Source organism: Allomuricauda sp. d1 (genome assembly GCF_039592695.1).
GTDB lineage: Bacteria > Bacteroidota > Bacteroidia > Flavobacteriales > Flavobacteriaceae > Flagellimonas_A.
On sequence record NZ_JBBUTK010000001.1, the window covers coordinates 496,383 to 515,015 of the forward strand.

Genomic DNA, 18,633 nt, shown 5'->3' on the forward strand with positions numbered 1-18,633 from the left:
AGAACAAGTATTGAAATAATATCTTTCAGGCCCGATAAAAAATGGATATACTGCAGTTGAACACTGCTTCAAAGCTTATTTTTTAACAACAAAAGCGGTTAGATTTTTGTTGATAACTAGAATAGGGGAAACTGTTGCTCAACTGTAAGGTTTTGCCCAAAACACCTACTTTTGTAGCACGAAACGATACGTTTAGAAAATCAAGATATGTCAGAGCAAATTGAAAGAATAAAAACACTGATTATAGGATCCGGACCAGCAGGCTATACCGCAGCAATTTACGCTGCACGGGCTGATTTAAATCCCGTGGTTTACACAGGAATGGAGCCTGGCGGGCAGTTGACCACAACCACCGAGGTGGATAATTTCCCTGGGTATCCAGAAGGTATTGATGGCCCTACCATGATGGTGCAGTTGCAACAACAGGCCGAACGTTTCGGTACTGATGTGCGTGTGGGTATGGCGACCGCTGTTGAATTGAGTGATGAAGTAGGGGGTATCCATAAGGTTACCATCGATAATGATAAAGTGATAGAAGCTGAAACCATCATCATTTCAACAGGTGCTTCTGCAAAATATTTGAACATCCCCAGTGAACAACGACTCAGGGGTGGCGGGGTATCTGCCTGTGCTGTCTGTGATGGATTCTTTTATAAAGGTCAGGAAGTGGCCATTGTCGGTGGTGGTGATACCGCAGCTGAAGAAGCTTCATATTTGGCAAACATCTGCAAAAAAGTGACCATGCTTGTTCGCAAAGACCACATGCGCGCTTCAAAGGCCATGCAGCACCGTGTCAACAGCTTGGATAATATTGAAATACGCTACAACACCGAAGTTGATGAGGTTTTGGGTGACCAAGTTGTGGAAGGTTTGAGAATGGTGAACAACCAGACGGGTGAAAAAGAAGAGATTGCCATTACGGGTTTGTTCATTGCGATAGGGCACAAACCCAACACCGATATTTTCAAGGGACAATTGGAAATGGACGATGTTGGCTATATCATCACGGAGCCAGACTCTACCAAAACAAACAAACCCGGGGTTTTTGCCAGTGGTGATGCACAGGACAAAATTTACAGACAAGCCGTTACAGCTGCAGGTACCGGCTGTATGGCAGCCTTGGATGCCGAACGTTATTTGGCGACCATTGGATCTGCTATTGAGGCCACTGCCCGATGGGATTAAAAAAAGCCGCTTTCAGAGCGGCATTTTTGATTGTAATTTAAAAACTCTAATCTAAGCGAATGTAATTTTCTGAGTTGATGCGGTTGCCCTCATCATCGACGAATATTTGGCTGTATTTGTCTTCTTCGAGAACAAGTTCCATGCTCCACGTCATATCTTCTTCGGCTATTTTTCGCATAGAGGCCGACATATATTCCAACTGTTCGGTCAGGGTAGAGTCGGTGGTCTCGTAAGAACCGTACCCAAACCATTCTACTGAATCTTGCGGTACATATCGTGTCCACATGACCTTGCCATTATAGTACATTTTTATCTGGCGGTATCCGTCAACCGCGAATACGGTATCAGTGACATTTTCACCATCATAATTGTAATGGCTGACGAGCTCCCATGTTCCCTCAATGGAATTCCTTTGTTCGAATGTGTTTTGAATCGGCGTTGTTGCAGCGATCAATACCAACATCAAAAAGACTAACCCAAGTAATTTTTTCATGACACATGTATTTTTTGAGGAATTATTATCACATAAAAGATACAATTATTTTAACATATCCTCAAAAAATACCATCTGAATTAAGAAATATTTTACAATGGAATGAAAACCTTTGAATAATCAGTAGAACTAGAAAGTCCTGATGGTTGTATCAGGACTTTAAAAGCTATGGATTGGTTATTTGGTTGTGGTGGCTGTTTGGCATTTATCGGTTAATATTTGTGTACACTGCCAGACGCCGATTTCTTTTTCTGTACGCTGGCATCACCTGTATAAGAAATATCAGCTCCACTGCTGGCATCGGCAACCAACGATTCTGAAACGTTCACTGAAATGTCTGAACCACTACTTGCATCTGCGGTACAGTGCTTTGTCATCAAGCCTCGAGCCCTGATGTCAGCTCCACTGCTGGCATCGGCATTTAGCCTTTCTGTTGTGCCTGAAACCTTGATATCGGCCCCGCTACTGGCATCGGCGGTAACTTCTGACGCTTCAAGTTCAACCTGTAGGTCAGAACCACTGCTTGCCTCTAAATCGATTTTATCGGCCTTTATCACGTTCTGGGCGGTAAGGTCAGCCCCGCTTGAAGTTTCAAGAGCTGTAATATCAGGTAGTGTTACAAATACGTTTTTGGTCGCCCTGCCGATATTCTCAATGGCATGTATTCTCAGTTTACCATCCCTAATATCGGTGCCTATCAAATCGATGATATTCTCGTCGGCTTCGACCGAAATACTGAATTCGTTGCCCTGTGTTACATAAACGTCGATTCCTTCGGATGCGAGTACTTCGGTGAATTCATCGGTTATGTTACGTGATTCATCCACTACGACCCCGTTTCCCTTTTTTCCGTTGCCGAAATTGATGTCAAAGGCGCATGAGGATACAAAGAGCGCCAAAAAAAGTGTCACTAAAATTTTTACAAGTGTTGTCATGATTGTTGTTTTGATTGTGTAAATATTTGTGTTTTAGTTGTTTTCGTTCAATTAAGGTTACCGAATTGTTGAAAATAGATGCCCAACTGTATCATTGGTCATTTTCCTTTGCCTTGATTCGCACCCCGTCTTCATCAATTTTCATTTCAAAGGAGTCGTCAGCATCTTTTACATTGATGTCAATACCGTCTTCATCGATAATAAAACGGGCATCCTCATCGTCATCATTCCAATTGTCTTCATTGTTGTCTTCTGGGCATTCTTGACATTTCAATTCTCCATCTTCGCCCATGATCCATGTATGGTCGGCAATGCGGCTTCTGTAATAGTCGCGGTCATTTTTGGTGCCCCTGTCAATATGCCCTTTTGTGGTTTTATCAAACATGATGACCTTGCCAACGGGCACGTACAATGTGGCCCGCACCTCTTGCTGTCTGGCCTTGTTTGACGTAGCCGTGGTCAAAAATTCGTCAAGTACAATTTCGTTGTTCGAAAACGCATAGTTGTAGTTGACCTTAGATGCACGTTCACGTGCTTCTTTAAACGTTTTGCCATGGCTGTCTTTTCTGATACTGATCCTTAAAACAGAGTCTTCAGATTTTTTGACGTTGAAACGCACATCATCAGACATCAAAATCGGATTATCGCTTTCATCGTATGAAAGTGTCATTCTACCAAAATGGATGTTTTCCATATTTCGGTCATAATTAGAATCGTTCATTCTGATCAGAATGGTGTCGTTGTCAGTGTTGAAAGCCAACTCGTTTTTTTCCGTACTGCTTCCCACAGTCGCAAACTCTGCTGCCTGACGAACGCCTAGAACCACTAACGAACCTATTGAGATCAACCATAGGCCCAATAAACTGAACTTGGCGATGTTTCCTATGGATTTTAGGTTGGTCACCAAAATCTTCATCCCTAAATAAAGAAGAAAGAAAAACGGAATGCCAATGGCAAAAAACAATAACAATGAAACCAGCCATACCGGGGCCCCAGTGGTATTGACAATTTCATAGAAATCTACCCCCGGAAAGTGTACCGCATCAATAATACCCACTGAGAATAAGGCGATAAACAAGCCAATCAAAGTGGCTGCACCGATGATAATCAAGAGTATGCCGATAAACTTACCGAACACCTTGAACAGAAACATGATAATGTCACCGATGGTATCAAAAAAGGTCTTGGAGCTGCTTTTGACCTTGTTGCCCACTTTTTCGTAGTCAACGTTTTTTACTTTGTCTGCAACATCATCAAACCCCTCTTTAACTTTGCGTTCTATATTGCTGATGTTGATGGGCTCCCCCGTCATGTCCAATTTTTGGGAGGTTGTGGCAGCTTCTGGTACCAAAATCCATAAGAGGATGTAGGCAATGAGCCCGAAACCGGTGAAAACGGCCAATAAAATGAATATGATACGTATCCACAACGCATCAATGCCCAGATAATATTCCAATCCCGCACAGACCCCACCGATATATTTGTGGTCAATATCGCGGTATAGCTTTTTGACCCTACCACGGGGTTCTGTGGCTTTTTCCTTTGGTGCATCCTCAAAGATGTCTTCATCGACCATGTAGTCTTCAGGTTGGCCCATCACCTCGATGACGGCATCGACTTCCTTTTGGGTGATGACCTGGCGCTCATGCTCCATCTTTTCTAAAAAGAGCTCGGCTATTCTTGCCTCAATGTCGGCGATGATTTCGTCGCTGCCGGTAGTACCCGAGAACGAGCGTTTTATGGCCTCGAGATAGCGTCTAAGCTTGTTGTACGCTTCTTCATCAATGTGAAAGAAGGTATTCGCAAGGTTTATATTGACTGTCTTGTTCATTTTTTGACTGTTTTGTTGTTGGTTACGAGGTTAACGGCGTTACGGAGTTCATCCCATGTGCCGTTTAATTCTTTGAGAAACAGGTGGCCCGTTTCGGTTAGTGCATAATATTTTCGTGGCGGACCCGATGTTGACTCTTCCCAACGGTAGTTGAGAAGGCCAGCATTTTTAAGTCGTGTGAGAAGCGGATAAATGGTGCCCTCGACCACGAGCATTTTGGCATCTTTGAGCGCACCCAAGATTTCAGAGGCGTACTTGTCCTCTCCGCTTAAAATAGAGAGGATGCAATACTCTAAAACCCCTTTGCGCATCTGTGCCTTTGTGTTTTCTATGTTCATAACTGCATGGTTATTATCGATTTAACTGTTCGTTTTTGTTTCCTTGCCCGCTGTGATGAGCAGCGGGACTTGGAAACGGTTTCTGGTTGATTGATGATTGATTTGACTGTTCGTTTTTTTGTCCCGATAGCTATCGGGAGATGAATAAACTCCTTTAATTTTTATGTAAACTGATAACTCTTGTAGTGGTCCAGTTACTTCCATTATTTCTCCACAGGGTAATGAATCTACTGGCTTTTGACGTTGCATTGGGTTCTTGTTTGTTGAAAAACCGATGCATTCCGATTTCAACGGCCCCGAAACCGGGAATTTGGTGTACTTCGATACTTCCTTCTACCAATTGGCGTGTGACTTTGCCACAAATATTTTCTTCAATGCTTTTTAACACATCACTTTTTGAAGTGGATAGCCCTCCCATGTCGTGATAAAATTCCAAATCTTCATCCATAAGTTTGGCTTGGGTTTCCATATCACAGTTATTGTACGCATCAAACAGTTCCTTGTCTAATGCAACTACCTTTTTGTGGAGCTCAGAATCATTGGATACTTGAGCGTTTGCAGCAATACTTGCTACAATAAAAACCAAGACCACTGTTTTTTTAAGCCTATTCATTACTTGATAAATTTTATGGTGAACGGGTATTTAAATGTTTCTCCTTCATTGGTTCTTATTGTGGCCAAAATGGTATACACAACATTTATTACGATAAGACCAGCCTGTAAAAGTCCTGTGATGCCCACGGGCCAGAAAAATCGGCCAAACCTAAAATCGTCGCTACTGATATGAATGTTCAGGTTGTTGAAATCACTCAAACGATGGAAACCAAAAAAATCACCGTCGAAGACATCGGGCCAAAACCCGATAAAAAATGGAATGCTGACCAAACCCACCAAAATAGAGTAGAGCAACATACTGATTTGAAAGTTCAGGGCCTGTTTGCCATTGTAATCGACAAAATCATATTCTTTTTTGTTAGCTGTCCACAGTAGCAATGGAAAAATAAAATTGCCAAACGGAATAAAATATTTTGAAAATGTCGACGCATGAATGATGGCCGAAAGATTACGTTCATGTTTGGTTAAAGTTGTTGCCATTTTCTGGTTGAATAATAGTTTGCCTATTAGCTTACGATGCAAATATATATCTAAAAGATGGTACTATGCAAAACAAAGTACTATAAATTAACTTTTATTTAACAATTGAAAGCTCAAGTATTTTAGGTACTTTTAGGCACTTTAATTGTTATAGAATGGCTACCGGTACCAGTAAATTCAACACATTCACTTTTTTCAAACTTCCCTCAGCGTGGTGGTGCGGGGTGCGGTTACGCTATTTGGATGAAAAGAAAGCGGTAACCACCGTAACCCATCGTTGGGTAAATCAAAACCCTTTCAAAAGCATGTTTTGGGCGGTTCAGGGCATGGCGGCAGAGTTGAGTACAGGGGCCATGGTGATTGACCAGATTCGTTCAAGCGGAAAGAAAATCTCCATGCTGGTGCAGAACAACAAGGCCCACTTTTCAAAAAAAGCGACGGGTAAGATTACCTTTACCTGTGAAGATGGCCATTTGATTGCCGATGCGATTCAAAAAACCATTGCGACCGGTGAGGGGCAAAAAATTTGGATGAAGTCCGTTGGGGTCAATGATGATGGGGTAGAGGTGAGCACGTTTAATTTTGAGTGGACGGTGAAGTTAAAGGGGTAATTTTTTCGCTTTTAAACAATTATCTATTTATTTTTAGAAAAACTTATTCAACAATGGGAAAATTCGAAATTAAATCCACAAGCGCCGGAAAATGCATGTTCAACCTGAAGGCAAATAACGGCCAAGTAATTTTGACCAGCCAGTCATACGCCAGTATGGATGGATGCAAAAATGGCATTGAATCAGTGAGGACCAACTCGCAATCAGACGGTCAATTTGAGCGTAAAACCGCAAAAGACGGTAGCCCTTACTTTACATTGAACGCTACAAATGGCCAAGTGATAGGCCAAAGTGAAATGTACAGCTCTACCGATGCCATGGAAAATGGCATTGAGTCTGTAAAGAAGAACGCGCCAGATGCTGAAGTGGTAGACAATTCATAAACTGGTAAAGAATTTCAATATATCATGGTTATGGTTAGTGTTATGATATAGGGTAAGGCAGTCTTTATGGCTGCCTTTTTATTTTCTTGTTGTAACAAACGAAAGAATTTTTGCACCAATATTATAAATCAACAAAAAACGAACAGATCCTCTCCCGATAGTTATCGGGATTCACGGGAATGACAAAAATCAAAAAAGATTTCCGACTTCTCGGAAATGACATTAAATCAAAAGAAACATGAACAACCACGAAATTGACTATGAAATCTACGGCGAAGAAATGCAATATGTCGAAATTGAGCTTGACCCCCAAGAGGCTGTTGTGGCCGAGGCTGGCAGCTTTATGATGATGGATACCGACATCAAGATGGATACCATTTTTGGCGACGGCAGCAACCAAGAAAAAGGGGTGTTGGGCAAGATTTTTTCTGCTGGCAAGCGCGTGCTGACAGGGGAAAGCCTTTTTATGACCGCTTTTTTGAATGTGGGGCAGGGCAAAAAGAAAGTGAGCTTCGCATCGCCCTATCCCGGTAAGATCGTGCCCATTGACCTTTCTGAAAAGGGCGGTAAGTTCATCTGCCAAAAAGATGCTTTTTTATGTGCGGCGAAAGGCGTTCGAGTGGGCATCGAATTTTCAAAACGGTTGGGCCGCGGCCTGTTCGGTGGCGAAGGTTTTATCATGCAAAAACTCGAAGGCGATGGTATGGCCTTTGTGCATGCGGGCGGTACCATGGCCAAGAAAGAATTGGCAGCTGGCGAGGTACTTCGTGTTGATACGGGCTGTATCGTTGGCTTTTCACAAACTGTGGATTATGATATCGAATTTGTGGGCGGCATCAAAAACACGGTCTTTGGCGGTGAGGGATTGTTCTTTGCGACACTCCGCGGACCAGGCACGGTATATGTGCAATCGCTTCCGTTCAGTCGTTTGGCCGGTCGCGTTTGGGCCGCAGCCCCAAAAGGCGGAGGTAAGGACAAAGGCGAGGGGAGCATTTTGGGCGGTCTTGGTGATCTGTTGGATGGGGATAATCGTTTCTAAGCTAGAAATCAGAAATACGAAGTACGAAGATTTTTTTGTACTTCTAATTTCGTATTTCGTACTTTCAAAACATGAACTTCAATAACCTATTTGACTTCCTTAACGAACTCCAAAAAAACAACAATAAAGAATGGATGGATGCCAATCGAAAATGGTACCATCAGGTTCGCAATGATTTTATCGCTTGGTTGGATGGTCTGAATGCCATTTTAGAGGAAAAAGACAAAGAATACTATTCCACTCCGGGTAAAAAAGGCATCAACCGCATCAACAATAATTTGATGTTTCACCCCAATAAACCGGTATACAAAGACCATTTTGGCGCGGGATTGGACAAGGCACCGGGCACTGCTGATTTCTATATCCATATTGGTTTGAACGAGTGTCTGCTGGCAGGTGGCTTTTGGCGACCCGCCCCAAAAACCTTGCGGAGCATTCGAGACGGTATCGATTATGATGGAGAGGAGCTAAAGAAAATCCTCAATAAAAAATCGTTTAAAGACACCTTCGGTGATTTGTATGAAGACGAAAAGTTGACCAATGCCCCAAAAGGATTTTCGAGTGACCATGCCCATATCGACCTCTTGAAACATAAATCTTTTGCTGTGGTGCATGAATTGGAAAAAGAAGAGTTGCTCTACAGCGAGTTTGACCAAAAAGTAGTGCAGGTGTACTTTGAAATGCTTTCGTTTAGAAGATATCTGAATAAAGCGGCAACCGTTTAAAATCCAAAAAAACAGATTTCAAAACCTTTGGTGTTCATTCGTGAGTATTAGTGAAATTCGTGTCCAGCTAAAATCATCATTCGAATATGAAAAACGGCAACATTAAAAACATCAAAAAGGAAATCCTGTCCGACAATTGGTACACGCTGAACAAGTATACGTTTGACTATCAAAAAGAAGACGGTACTTGGGAGACCCAACACCGTGAAGCTTATGATCGTGGCAACGGGGCGGCAATTTTGCTGTACAATAAGAACAAAGGCACAGTGATTTTGACCAGACAGTTCCGCATGCCCACCTATGTCAATGGCAATGAAGACGGAATGATGGTTGAGGTCTGCGCAGGTTTGTTGGATGGTGACAATCCCGAGGATTGCATCAGAAAAGAGACCGAGGAAGAAACAGGCTTTAAGATTGATAATGTACAGCGGGTGATGGAAACTTATATGTCACCAGGTTCCGTAACCGAGATTTTGTATTTGTTCGTTGGGGCCTATGAAGATAGAATGAGAGTAGGTGAGGGCGGAGGCGCTGCACACGAAACCGAAAACATCGAGGTACTCGAACTGAAATTTGAGGAAGCCCTGAAAATGGTGCAGACCGGTGAAATAAATGATGCCAAAACCATTTTACTATTGCAATGGGTACAAATCAACGAGTTGGTTTAAAAAATACCAAATCACAAGCACCAAAATCCAATAACTTTTTTTGGAATTTGGAATTTTCCTCAGTACGTATCCCGAATAAATTCAAAGACCTCTTGCATACGCTTTTTCACTTCTGATGAAGGTATGCGGAAATGATTGTTCATACAGCTGAAAATCAAAATCCTGCCCGATTTGGTGATAAGGTAGCCGCTTAAATTATAGTTATTGCCCAAAGAACCTGATTTAGCGATAATAAAATGTTCTTCAGCTATTCCGTTAGATTTTTTGATGGTTCCATTTTCATTCCAGTATGGAAAAAGAGAAAACAACCGCTCTTTTGAAAATTCGGCGTGTAATTTTGCAAGCACCTGCACCATTGATTCAGGGGTGAACAAATTATAACGTGACAAGCCGGAACCATCGACCCAGCGGGGCATTTGAACCAAACCACTCAAATATTCTTCCAACACATATTCTTTGGCGGTTTTAAAACTAAGCGTGTCTGAAATTTGTGAAGAAGCCACCAAAGCCAATTGTTCTGCCAGAAAATTGTCGCTTTCGAACATCATCTTTTTAAGAACAGAGTCCGTTGGTACACTGTAGAAGGTTTCTTTTTTCCCAATGGGAAAGCTATCTATGATAGCAATTTCGGCTTTCACATGGGTTTGCAGAAGCTTTTGGGTTAGGTTTGCGCGGGTGATATAGGGGATCCTCAACGTGTCTAGAGTGTATGGAAGGTAGAACAAGTTCTTTCGTTCATCACGCAAACGCTCTGCCTTTCCCCGAAAAGTATTTTCTTTAAAAAAGTCTGGGGCGACCTGCAAGGAATCTTTTTGGGTGATGGTGACCACATTGCCGTATAGCGGCAGTGACCCAATTTCAGGCGAAAAATAGGCATCGTAATCTTCCCAGGCCCACCCTGGGCGATAACGACCGTCTAAGTAATTATCCAAATGGAGTGCAATATTCTTTTTGGATTTAAGAAAGGAAACCGCTGCATCGCCGTTGAATTCAGGATGTAAAAACGTTGGGTCACCGGTACCTTCAAGATATAAGGTGTCGTTTCTTTCAAGATGTCTAAATGTGGGGATTCGCTCTGGCAACAACTTCATCCCCATATATAGTGTAAAGATTTTGACGTTACTGGCGGGGGTGAAGTATTTCTGTTCGTTGTGTTTAAAAAGGGTGTCATTGGATTGTGGATCGACCACTAGAAATCCGGAAAAATGGTTGTCACCAAGTTTCTGAATGCTCAGGGCTTTGATACTGGGTTGTGTGGGGGCAGATTTTCTTGTTGCGCATCCAACAATAAATCCAAAAAGGGCAAGCACAATAAATTTGGATATAATTCGTTGGTTTAAAATAACTTGTGATTTGCATTTTATCGATTTTAACAACAAATTGTCCAATTTTTAACCATTATCGCAAAACAAGTTATAGCTTTTATTGTTAATTTCGAGAACAACCAATAATCTAAAAACAAACATCACGTATGGCAAGAGCAATGTTGGAGTATACCAAGACTGTTCTGCAAAAAGTAAGCTTTGATGCCAAACTTTTTGCGAAGGAAGTACAAAAAGCGGTAGCGAGATTGCTGCCCGATGAAATTGAAGAGCTCAAAATCTGGTTGATGCAATTTATCTACGACAAACCAGAGTTACGACAAAGTTTAGCGTATCTTAAAGCATAGAAAAGGCCACCCAATCCACGGGTGGCTTTTTTGTTCCATTCACGCAACCATCAGCAAATTTTTCATCCACAAAATACCATGGTCAAAGCCTTGTACAGATTTTTCGTGTTGTTATTTGTGGTTACGGCATGTTCTGATGATTCAGAAACGCTTTTAGATCTTCCGCTTGAATCTCGAAACCTTGTGGGAACTTGGCAGTTGAATGGATATAAAATAAGTGCAGGTGGACCCTTGCCCGATGATTTCACAAACATTGAAAGTGCCACCCGTTACATTTTTGAACTCGATGGCAGCTATACATTTATAGAGGAGATTGGCAACAACCCACTGCACGAAGGTACATTTAGATTTATTGAAAATGAATTGGTGTTGGAACCAAGCGAAGGAGGTGTAGATAGATATAGTTTCTATATTGAGCTTTCAAGAAATACAATGATACTGTCACCAACAGGCCCGATTATTTGTATTGAAGGCTGTCTCTATAGATACCAACGTGTGGATTAAGATTATTTGTTCAAAGGACTAATGATTTCAACATCTTGAAAGGCAATTGCCCCCCTGACGATTCCTGAAATGACCTCTTTCAAGGCTTCCGTAATCTGTATCTTTAACTCACTTTTGTGGTAGATAATGCTGATTTCCCTTGCTGGAGGTGGATTTTTGAAATGTTTGAGGTTCAGTTTCTTTTTATCGTCAAGCTCCAATGTATTCAAATACGGTAACAAGGTCATGCCCATACCCTCGTTGGATAGGTTGACCAAGGTCTCAAAACTGCCACTTTCAATCTGAAAACCTTCACCATTGGCACTTCTGGAAGATTTACAAAGATTGATGACCCCATCCCTGAAACAATGCCCATCTTGTAGCAACAGTACATCCTCTATATCGAGCATATCGGTTTGTAGCTCCGTTTCCTTGGCCAAGCGATGACTTTTTGGAACATAGCCGACAAAGGGCTCGTAGTAAAGGGGGCGTTCTTTGATGAACTCGATCTCTAAGGGCGTAGCGGCGATTGCAGCATCTAAATGTCCATCTTGAAGGTTTCTGATAATGGTATCAGTGGCCTGTTCTTTGATGATGAGGTTTACCTTGGGGTATCTTTTTACAAAGGTCGGCAAGAACATGGGCAACAATGTGGGCATTACCGTTGGAATGATACCCAGTACAAAATCCCCTCCAATAAAACCTTTGTCTTGATCTACAATATCTTTAATGCGCTCTGCTTCGGCCACGATATTCTTGGCCTGCGCCACTATTTTTTTGCCCACTTCGGTCAGTGCTATGGGCTTTTTGCTGCGGTCAAATATCAATATATCGAGCTCATCTTCAAGTTTTTGTACCTGCATGCTCAATGTGGGTTGAGTCACAAAGCTTTTTTGGGCCGCCAAGGTGAAATTTTGATATTCGGCAACCGCCAAAACGTATTGTAATTGGGTAATGGTCATACGAAACGATTCTGACCCATAAATATACAAACCACATTGAGAAAAACTATTGAAAATTAATTTTTCATTTGGTATCGTTATTGAAGGCTTTGTGTGCGCACTTGAAGCCTCGAACCATAAATTTTTATATTTAGTGCAATGTTTTGTGCATACTAGACAATGAACCCAGTTGAAAAAGAGCAAGTAATAACCTTTTTGAAGAAGGTGCCATTTTTTTGTGAAGTGGAACAAGCTTCACTAAAACAGCTATGCCTTGATTTGGTGGAAGAGCGTTATGAAATGGGTGATATCATTATTGAAAAAGGAGAAAAGGGCAATGCCATGTACATCATCAGTGAGGGCCATGTCAAAATTCATGATAAAGACCATGAGTTTTTCAGGCTCGGCCCTTATGAATGCTTTGGAGAATATTCCTTAATCGATGATGGTCCACGTTCTGCTTCTGTCACCGCACAGCATGATTGCAAAATTTACAAATTGGAGTCACATAGATTCGAAGATTTGATCAGACAGGATCATGGTTTTGTGAAGGGTGTTCTAACAGTTTTGATAAAGCGGCATCGTGAACTTGACGTCGCTCAAGAAAAGCTAGCGGTTTCAAAAAAAGAACTGGAGTTGGCAAACGCTAAAATGAGCGGATTAATCAATGGTGCTATGGATTCGATTGTGATGTTCGACCGTAATTTTCGGATTATTTTGGCAAATCCGTCTGCAAAGGATATTCTTGAAAATCAAGATGTGGTGCAGCGTAACGTACTCTTCTTCTTAGATGAACCGAGTGCCACAATGATAGAATCCCTTGTTCAATCTTGTTGTGAGGGCAACAAAGAAGGCATGAACAAAGCAATGCCAAGTACCATCAAAGTCATCGGTTCAGGCGGCACAGAAACTTTAAATGAAGGTACTATCAGCAGTTCAGGCACTGATGAGGCTATTTTTTTCACACTTATTCTGCGCAATATAGAGCAACGGTTAAAAGATGAAAAAAAGATACACCAATTGACCAATCAAGCTGAATATCTTGAAGCAGAAATCAATGAACTTACCAGTAGTTATGGCATTATCGCAGAAGACCGGTCGATGAAAAAAGTGCTCTCCGCGATACAGCAGGTTGCGGTTACAGACGCTACAGTGCTGATTCAGGGAGAAACAGGGACGGGCAAAGAGCTGGTTGCACGAGCAATTCACCAAGCCAGCGACCGTAGTGGTAAACCATTGATACGGATCAATTGTGGTGCAATACCTGCGAATCTGATCGAGAGCGAATTGTTCGGTCACGAAAAAGGGGCATTTACCGGGGCCACTTCAAGCCGAAAAGGACGTTTTTTGTTGGCAGATAAAGGCACCATTTTTTTAGATGAGATCGGAGAACTCCCTCTAGACTTACAGCCCAAACTATTACGTGTTATTCAAGAAGGTGAATTTGATCCTGTCGGAAGCTCCCAGACTGTAAAAGTAGATGTGCGAATTATAGCTGCCACCCATAGAGATTTACTGAAAAAGTCAAGAGAAGGTACGTTTCGTGAAGATTTGTACTATAGACTAAATGTGTTTCCTGTTACTGTTCCGCCACTGCACAAACGGGGTAATGATGTGTGCTTGATAGCAAATAGAATGATTGAGCATTTTTCGAGAAAACTCAATAGAGACCTCAAAATTTTAAGTGAAGACCAAAAGCTACTTTTTAAAAATTATGATTGGCCGGGCAATGTTCGCGAGCTTCAGAATCTAATCGAACGTGCTGTTATTGTCTCTAAGGATGGAATGATTGATTGGGAAAGCATTATTCCAAATAGGAATCTTGAAAATAAGGAAGCCAGTTATCAGGCCACTGATCAAATTATGACTTCACAAGAATTGGTTGCCCTAGAAAGAGAAAATATTATTCGCGCACTTAAGAAAACCAATTGGCGCATCTCGGGAGAAAATGGTGCGGCTATTTTACTCAATCTACGGCCCACAACCCTTACTTCAAAAATGAAGGCTCTAGGCATCTCTAGACCTTTATAACAACGAAATATCGTCAATTTTTTAACGATATTTCATCAATTTACGAAATATCGTTAAAAAATATTTTGCGTAGAATTGGTTTAATAAACTGAAAATCAAATTATTATATAGTTTGGCATGGCAGCTGCTTTATGTTGGGCAAGTTTAATTGTTCAATTTTAAAAAAGCAGAAAAATGATTACAACAGCAAACATCAAAAACGGAGTTAACGTAGATCAATTGGTAGAAACCATTGAGCATGTTCAAGAACAACCTGAATTGGCAAAATTCGAGTTCCGAACCAAAACCAACTGGATTACAGGTGGTCATTGTGTGTCAAGTGCAAAAAGTTTCTATGGGGTGTGCCAAGAAGACACCACAAGAAAGGAGACATTCACTATGGAAGCTGACCATCCCAATGTTTTGTTGGGTGAAGATAAGGCTGCTACCCCTGCAGAAATTGTACTGCATGCCTTGGGTTCTTGCTTGACCGGTGCCATGGTGTATCATGCTGCCGCAAACGGAATCGAGATTGAAGGTGCAGAGGCCAGCTTGAAAGGCGGTGCCGATTTACATGGATTTTTGGGCTTAGACCCAGAAGTTCGCAAGGGTTTTGATGGCATCACAGTGAAATTCAAGGTAAGATCAGATGCCAGTGAAGAGCAATTGCGAAGCTTGGCCCAATTTTCACCGGTTTTTGACATGTTGAGCAATCCAACACCTGTCAAAATTGAGTTTGAAAAGTAAAATGGAAAATAAAAAAGACTGCGTACATAGCGCAGTCTTTTTTATCTGACTAAAACAATGAAAACCAATAAAAACATACTGGTCAGTGCAAATGAGGCTGTTGCGAAAATTGCCTACAAGACCAATGAAATCTTTCCTATTTACCCCATAACCCCTGCTTCCAAAATGTCTGAACTGGTGGAGGAATGGAGTGCCAAAAACCAAAAGAATATTTTCGGTAATGTACCCATAGCTTATGAAATGCAGAGTGAGGCAGGTGTGGCGGGTACAATGCATGGCGCTTTGCAAACGGGCTCATTATCAACCACATTTACAGCATCACAAGGGCTTCTGCTGATGCTGCCAAATATGTATAAAATAGCGGGCGAATTGACACCAAATGTGATTCATGTGGCCACACGCGCCATTGCGACGCACGCATTGTCAATTTTCAGCGATCACAGTGATGTAATGGCCGTACGCTCATCTGGTTATGCCATGTTGGCTTCAGCCTCAGTGCAAGAGGCAATGGACTTTGCGCTCATTGCCCAGTCTGCAACCTTAAAATCAAGAATACCATTTGTTCATTTTTTTGACGGATTTAGAACTTCCCACGAAACCCAAAGCATAGAAAATATATCTGATGCCGTCATTTCAGATATGATGGATGAAGAAACCATTCTGCGGCACAGAAATAATGCACTATCCCCTGAAAATCCCACAATTCGGGGAACCGCTCAAGGCCCTGATGTTTTTTTTCAAAGTCGGGAAGCCGTGAATTCTTTTTATAATGCCTGCCCAGACATTGTTCAAAAGCAGATGGACAAATTTGCCAAACTGACTGGAAGACAATATCGTTTATTCGACTATGTTGGCCATCCGCAAGCAGAGCAAATTATCGTTTCAATGGCTTCAAGCACCGAAACCATTGAAGAAACTGTCAACCATTTAAATACACAAGGTGAAAAAGTCGGATTGGTCAAAGTCCGTTTGTTTCGACCTTTTAGCACAAAACATCTATTACGGGCACTTCCGAAGAGCTGTAAGAAAATCGCTGTTTTGAATCGTACGAAAGAACCAGGGGCCACGGGCGAGCCCTTATATCTTGACGTCTGCAAATCGTTGTTATCCGTGGCGGACACCTACAGCCCTCTTCCCAAAATCGTAGGTGGCCGTTACGGACTATCTTCTAAAGAATTGTGCCCCGGAATGGTCAAAGCCGTTTTTGACAACCTGAAACTCGAAAGCCCAAAGAACAACTTTACCATCGGCATTGAAGATGACGTTACAAATTTAAGTCTGTCGTATGCGAATGACTTGCATTTACAAGGTGATAATCTTCAAATCTTATTATACGAAACAAAGTCGGAAGGTTTAGTTAGTGGTTTTAAAAATACAATTCAAACTGTTGGAAGTGAGAATTATGTACAGGGCTATTCTGAAATCGATTATAAAAAATCGGGCTCACGATTTGTCTCGAACCTGCGTATCGGGAAACAACCCATCAAAGCTCCTTATTTGATTCCGAAAGCTGATTTTATTGCTTGTGATTCCGTAGAATTTTTGGAAAACGACAATGTAATGGAGCGCATCAAAACCGATGGCAAGTTGTTGGTTCAAACGACTTTGACGCCTGAGGAATTTTGGGCAAGGCTTTCTTCTAAAAAACAAAATGAAATCTTGATTAAGAACATTCGCTTGTTCACGTTAAATGGAAACACAATCCTCAAAAATTATGCAATAGGGCATAAAAGCATATCTGGTCTGCATAGTTGCGTCTTGGCATTACAAGAAAATTTAATGGTGGATGAAGACCTTAAAGTTCTTCAAGAATTTGTTATCGAGGTTGAAAACTCAAAGGTGAAGTGCACAACAAAAACCTCCAATGAAGCGGATGTTGAATTTGCCAATTCCTTGTTAGGGAAATTGATGGCGGGTAGGGGAGATGAACTTCCGGTAAGTGCCCTTCCCGCAGATGGAACCTATCCGACAAATACTTCACAATTTATTCAAAATAGAAATAGGGGGGGAATCCCGGTTTGGGATTCAGACTCCTGCACACAATGTGGTGCTTGTAGCATGGCGTGTCCACAGGCTGCTATTAGAATCAAGGTTTATGACGATAAGGTTTTATCCGACTCCAAATCACTTAAGTCAATAAACTCAGCAGACTTTAACCTCATGAATTATACCGTTCAGGTAAACCCGGAACAGTGCACCTCTTGCAATCTATGTGTGGATGCCTGTACAGACAATGTGTTAAAAATGACGCAATCAACCAAGCGTATCAATACTGAAAAAGAAAACTGGGAATGTTTTGAGACGATCCCAGAGTTTGACGGAACAAAATTAGATGTAACAAGGATCGGTCAGCAACAACTGCAAGAACCTTTATTCAAATATTCAATTGGTGTTGATGGATGTGGGGAAGCGCCCTACCTTAAATTGTTGTCCCAGTTATTTGGTGATAGAATGCTAGTGGCAAATGCGACCGGGGCCAGTTCAATTTTTTGTGGCGCTCTCCCTTCAACTCCTTGGGCAAAAAACAAACAGGGTAGGGGACCAGCTTGGTCCAATTCTTTGTTTGAAGATAACGCAGAATTTGGTCTGGGCTTTCACTTATCCCTTGAACTACAAAGGAAAAAGGCAAGGCAGATGCTAAGTGAGTTTCGAGGTATTATCGATGAAACCTTCGTTGAAAAGCTACTCCATGCTCCCCAGAATTCTGAAGCAGAAATTGCAGAACAACGAAATCGGGTGGGTACACTTAAATCGGTTATTGAACATAGCTGCCACCCTAAAGCAAAGCAGCTGATGTGTATAGCGGACAATTTGGTTAAAAAAAGCACATGGATCGTGGGTGGCGACGGTTGGGCGTATGATATCGGTTATGGTGGATTGGACCATGTATTGGCATCTGGTGAGAATGTGAATATCTTGGTTTTGGATAATGAAGTGTATTCGAACACCGGTGCGCAACAGTCAAAAGCCACGCCAATGGGCGCCAGCACCAAGTTTAATTTTTGTGGCAAAAGAAAACTGAAGAAAGACTTAGGGGCCATTGCCATGAACTACGATAATGTTTATGTGGCCTCGGTTGCCTTGGGGGCCGACCAGCAACAGACCTTAAACGCATTCATCGAGGCTGAATCCTTTGAAGGGCCTTCGTTGATTTTGGCCTATTGCCATAGCCCTGCACATAGTATTGCTATAAAATCACCGAGCAAACATCAAAAAGCTGCAGTCGCTGCAGGACATTGGATTTTATATCGTAACGATCCAAGAAGGCTCAAAAAAGAATTGAATGCCTTTCAATTGGATTCTCCAGTGCCCAGTGAACCGATTTCTGAATTTTTTAAGTTGGAGTCCCGCTTCAAAAAGGCGCTGACGAATGCTAAATTCATGAAAGAAATTCAAGAAAAAAATGATAGGCGTTTTCAATTTTATAGCGAAAAGGCACATACAGATCAATTAAATCATTTAGAAACCATAAATCAATAG

General features: G+C 41.8%; 19 protein-coding genes. 11 read left to right on the plus strand and 8 right to left on the minus strand.

What is annotated here, in order from left to right:
• Window positions 1–207: 207 nt before the first annotated feature.
• Window positions 208–1,185: a thioredoxin-disulfide reductase gene (trxB, locus tag AAAH86_RS02295; RefSeq protein ID WP_343485879.1), complete on the plus strand. Its 978-nt coding sequence runs from the start codon at window positions 208–210 to the stop codon at window positions 1,183–1,185.
• 46 nt (window positions 1,186–1,231) lie between these two features.
• Here the strand turns inward: trxB and AAAH86_RS02300 are convergent, their stop codons facing one another.
• From AAAH86_RS02300 to AAAH86_RS02325, 6 genes are all read right to left on the minus strand, one after another.
• Window positions 1,232–1,678 (minus strand): hypothetical protein, encoded by a 447-nt coding sequence (locus AAAH86_RS02300; protein ID WP_343485880.1) that lies wholly within the window; start codon window positions 1,676–1,678, stop codon window positions 1,232–1,234.
• Between the two features lie 212 nt (window positions 1,679–1,890).
• Window positions 1,891–2,613, minus strand: coding sequence for a head GIN domain-containing protein (locus tag AAAH86_RS02305; protein ID WP_343485881.1), 723 nt, complete (start codon window positions 2,611–2,613; stop codon window positions 1,891–1,893).
• A 91-nt stretch (window positions 2,614–2,704) separates the two neighbouring features.
• Window positions 2,705–4,444: a PspC domain-containing protein gene (locus tag AAAH86_RS02310; RefSeq protein WP_343485882.1), complete on the minus strand. Its 1,740-nt coding sequence runs from the start codon at window positions 4,442–4,444 to the stop codon at window positions 2,705–2,707.
• On the minus strand, window positions 4,441–4,782 hold the full coding sequence (locus AAAH86_RS02315; RefSeq protein ID WP_343485883.1) for a PadR family transcriptional regulator: 342 nt from the start codon (window positions 4,780–4,782) through the stop codon (window positions 4,441–4,443). Before AAAH86_RS02315 ends, AAAH86_RS02310 begins: the two co-directional genes overlap by 4 nt.
• 154 nt (window positions 4,783–4,936) lie before the next feature.
• Complete coding sequence (locus AAAH86_RS02320; RefSeq protein WP_343485884.1) at window positions 4,937–5,395, minus strand: nuclear transport factor 2 family protein; 459 nt, start codon at window positions 5,393–5,395, stop codon at window positions 4,937–4,939.
• Window positions 5,395–5,877: a DUF4870 domain-containing protein gene (locus AAAH86_RS02325; protein ID WP_343485885.1), complete on the minus strand. Its 483-nt coding sequence runs from the start codon at window positions 5,875–5,877 to the stop codon at window positions 5,395–5,397. The genes AAAH86_RS02320 and AAAH86_RS02325 overlap by 1 nt, the downstream gene beginning before the upstream one ends.
• 155 nt (window positions 5,878–6,032) lie before the next feature.
• Between AAAH86_RS02325 and AAAH86_RS02330 the strand changes: the two genes are divergently transcribed.
• The 5 genes from AAAH86_RS02330 to nudK all read left to right on the plus strand — a co-directional run bounded on the left by AAAH86_RS02330 (window position 6,033) and on the right by nudK (window position 9,303).
• A complete protein-coding gene (locus AAAH86_RS02330) occupies window positions 6,033–6,488 on the plus strand; it encodes a DUF4442 domain-containing protein (protein WP_343485886.1) in 456 nt (151 codons plus the stop codon).
• A gap of 53 nt (window positions 6,489–6,541) precedes the next feature.
• Window positions 6,542–6,871 (plus strand): YegP family protein, encoded by a 330-nt coding sequence (locus AAAH86_RS02335; RefSeq protein WP_343485887.1) that lies wholly within the window; start codon window positions 6,542–6,544, stop codon window positions 6,869–6,871.
• 238 nt (window positions 6,872–7,109) lie between these two features.
• Complete coding sequence (locus tag AAAH86_RS02340; protein ID WP_343485888.1) at window positions 7,110–7,910, plus strand: TIGR00266 family protein; 801 nt, start codon at window positions 7,110–7,112, stop codon at window positions 7,908–7,910.
• A 71-nt stretch (window positions 7,911–7,981) separates the two neighbouring features.
• Window positions 7,982–8,635 (plus strand): DUF2461 domain-containing protein, encoded by a 654-nt coding sequence (locus tag AAAH86_RS02345; protein WP_343485889.1) that lies wholly within the window; start codon window positions 7,982–7,984, stop codon window positions 8,633–8,635.
• An 86-nt stretch (window positions 8,636–8,721) separates the two neighbouring features.
• Window positions 8,722–9,303 carry a GDP-mannose pyrophosphatase NudK gene (gene nudK, locus AAAH86_RS02350; protein ID WP_343485890.1) on the plus strand — a complete coding sequence of 194 codons (582 nt, stop codon included), beginning with the start codon at window positions 8,722–8,724 and terminating at the stop codon, window positions 9,301–9,303.
• Window positions 9,304–9,362: 59 nt separating this feature from the next.
• On the opposite strand, the gene AAAH86_RS02355 is transcribed toward nudK, so the two are convergent.
• Window positions 9,363–10,613, minus strand: a complete 1,251-nt coding sequence (locus AAAH86_RS02355) for a D-alanyl-D-alanine carboxypeptidase (RefSeq protein WP_343485891.1) — start codon at window positions 10,611–10,613, stop codon at window positions 9,363–9,365.
• Window positions 10,614–10,774: 161 nt separating this feature from the next.
• Here AAAH86_RS02355 and AAAH86_RS02360 point away from each other — a divergent pair, with 161 nt between their 5' ends.
• Together AAAH86_RS02360 and AAAH86_RS02365 are read left to right on the plus strand one after the other, a co-directional pair.
• On the plus strand, window positions 10,775–10,972 hold the full coding sequence (locus tag AAAH86_RS02360) for a hypothetical protein (protein WP_343485892.1): 198 nt from the start codon (window positions 10,775–10,777) through the stop codon (window positions 10,970–10,972).
• A gap of 78 nt (window positions 10,973–11,050) precedes the next feature.
• Window positions 11,051–11,476 carry a lipocalin family protein gene (locus tag AAAH86_RS02365; RefSeq protein WP_343485893.1) on the plus strand — a complete coding sequence of 142 codons (426 nt, stop codon included), beginning with the start codon at window positions 11,051–11,053 and terminating at the stop codon, window positions 11,474–11,476.
• 2 nt (window positions 11,477–11,478) lie between these two features.
• On the opposite strand, the gene AAAH86_RS02370 is transcribed toward AAAH86_RS02365, so the two are convergent.
• Window positions 11,479–12,417 (minus strand): LysR substrate-binding domain-containing protein, encoded by a 939-nt coding sequence (locus tag AAAH86_RS02370; RefSeq protein WP_343485894.1) that lies wholly within the window; start codon window positions 12,415–12,417, stop codon window positions 11,479–11,481.
• 159 nt (window positions 12,418–12,576) lie between these two features.
• Here AAAH86_RS02370 and AAAH86_RS02375 point away from each other — a divergent pair, with 159 nt between their 5' ends.
• From AAAH86_RS02375 to AAAH86_RS02385, 3 genes are all read left to right on the plus strand, one after another.
• Window positions 12,577–14,427: a sigma 54-interacting transcriptional regulator gene (locus tag AAAH86_RS02375; protein ID WP_343485895.1), complete on the plus strand. Its 1,851-nt coding sequence runs from the start codon at window positions 12,577–12,579 to the stop codon at window positions 14,425–14,427.
• A 174-nt stretch (window positions 14,428–14,601) separates the two neighbouring features.
• The gene (locus AAAH86_RS02380) at window positions 14,602–15,153 is read left to right on the plus strand and encodes an OsmC family protein (RefSeq protein WP_343485896.1); all 552 of its coding nucleotides are present in this window, start codon (window positions 14,602–14,604) and stop codon (window positions 15,151–15,153) included.
• A gap of 57 nt (window positions 15,154–15,210) precedes the next feature.
• Window positions 15,211–18,633: a 4Fe-4S binding protein gene (locus tag AAAH86_RS02385; RefSeq protein ID WP_343485897.1), complete on the plus strand. Its 3,423-nt coding sequence runs from the start codon at window positions 15,211–15,213 to the stop codon at window positions 18,631–18,633.

Bases quoted from the DNA above. Each gene is read 5' to 3' on its own strand.
- AAAH86_RS02335 (WP_343485887.1), top strand. From the start codon at position 6,542: ATGGGAAAATTCGAAATTAAATCCACAAGCGCCGGAAAATGCATGTTC.
- AAAH86_RS02310 (WP_343485882.1), bottom strand. From the start codon at position 4,444: ATGAACAAGACAGTCAATATAAACCTTGCGAATACCTTCTTTCACATT.
- AAAH86_RS02385 (WP_343485897.1), top strand. From the start codon at position 15,211: ATGAAAACCAATAAAAACATACTGGTCAGTGCAAATGAGGCTGTTGCG.
- AAAH86_RS02300 (WP_343485880.1), bottom strand. From the start codon at position 1,678: ATGAAAAAATTACTTGGGTTAGTCTTTTTGATGTTGGTATTGATCGCT.
- AAAH86_RS02345 (WP_343485889.1), top strand. From the start codon at position 7,982: ATGAACTTCAATAACCTATTTGACTTCCTTAACGAACTCCAAAAAAAC.
- trxB (WP_343485879.1), top strand. From the start codon at position 208: ATGTCAGAGCAAATTGAAAGAATAAAAACACTGATTATAGGATCCGGA.
- nudK (WP_343485890.1), top strand. From the start codon at position 8,722: ATGAAAAACGGCAACATTAAAAACATCAAAAAGGAAATCCTGTCCGAC.
- AAAH86_RS02305 (WP_343485881.1), bottom strand. From the start codon at position 2,613: ATGACAACACTTGTAAAAATTTTAGTGACACTTTTTTTGGCGCTCTTT.
- AAAH86_RS02360 (WP_343485892.1), top strand. From the start codon at position 10,775: ATGGCAAGAGCAATGTTGGAGTATACCAAGACTGTTCTGCAAAAAGTA.
- AAAH86_RS02330 (WP_343485886.1), top strand. From the start codon at position 6,033: ATGGCTACCGGTACCAGTAAATTCAACACATTCACTTTTTTCAAACTT.
- AAAH86_RS02370 (WP_343485894.1), bottom strand. From the start codon at position 12,417: ATGACCATTACCCAATTACAATACGTTTTGGCGGTTGCCGAATATCAA.
- AAAH86_RS02375 (WP_343485895.1), top strand. From the start codon at position 12,577: ATGAACCCAGTTGAAAAAGAGCAAGTAATAACCTTTTTGAAGAAGGTG.
- AAAH86_RS02340 (WP_343485888.1), top strand. From the start codon at position 7,110: ATGAACAACCACGAAATTGACTATGAAATCTACGGCGAAGAAATGCAA.
- AAAH86_RS02325 (WP_343485885.1), bottom strand. From the start codon at position 5,877: ATGGCAACAACTTTAACCAAACATGAACGTAATCTTTCGGCCATCATT.
- AAAH86_RS02315 (WP_343485883.1), bottom strand. From the start codon at position 4,782: ATGAACATAGAAAACACAAAGGCACAGATGCGCAAAGGGGTTTTAGAG.
- AAAH86_RS02380 (WP_343485896.1), top strand. From the start codon at position 14,602: ATGATTACAACAGCAAACATCAAAAACGGAGTTAACGTAGATCAATTG.
- AAAH86_RS02320 (WP_343485884.1), bottom strand. From the start codon at position 5,395: ATGAATAGGCTTAAAAAAACAGTGGTCTTGGTTTTTATTGTAGCAAGT.
- AAAH86_RS02365 (WP_343485893.1), top strand. From the start codon at position 11,051: ATGGTCAAAGCCTTGTACAGATTTTTCGTGTTGTTATTTGTGGTTACG.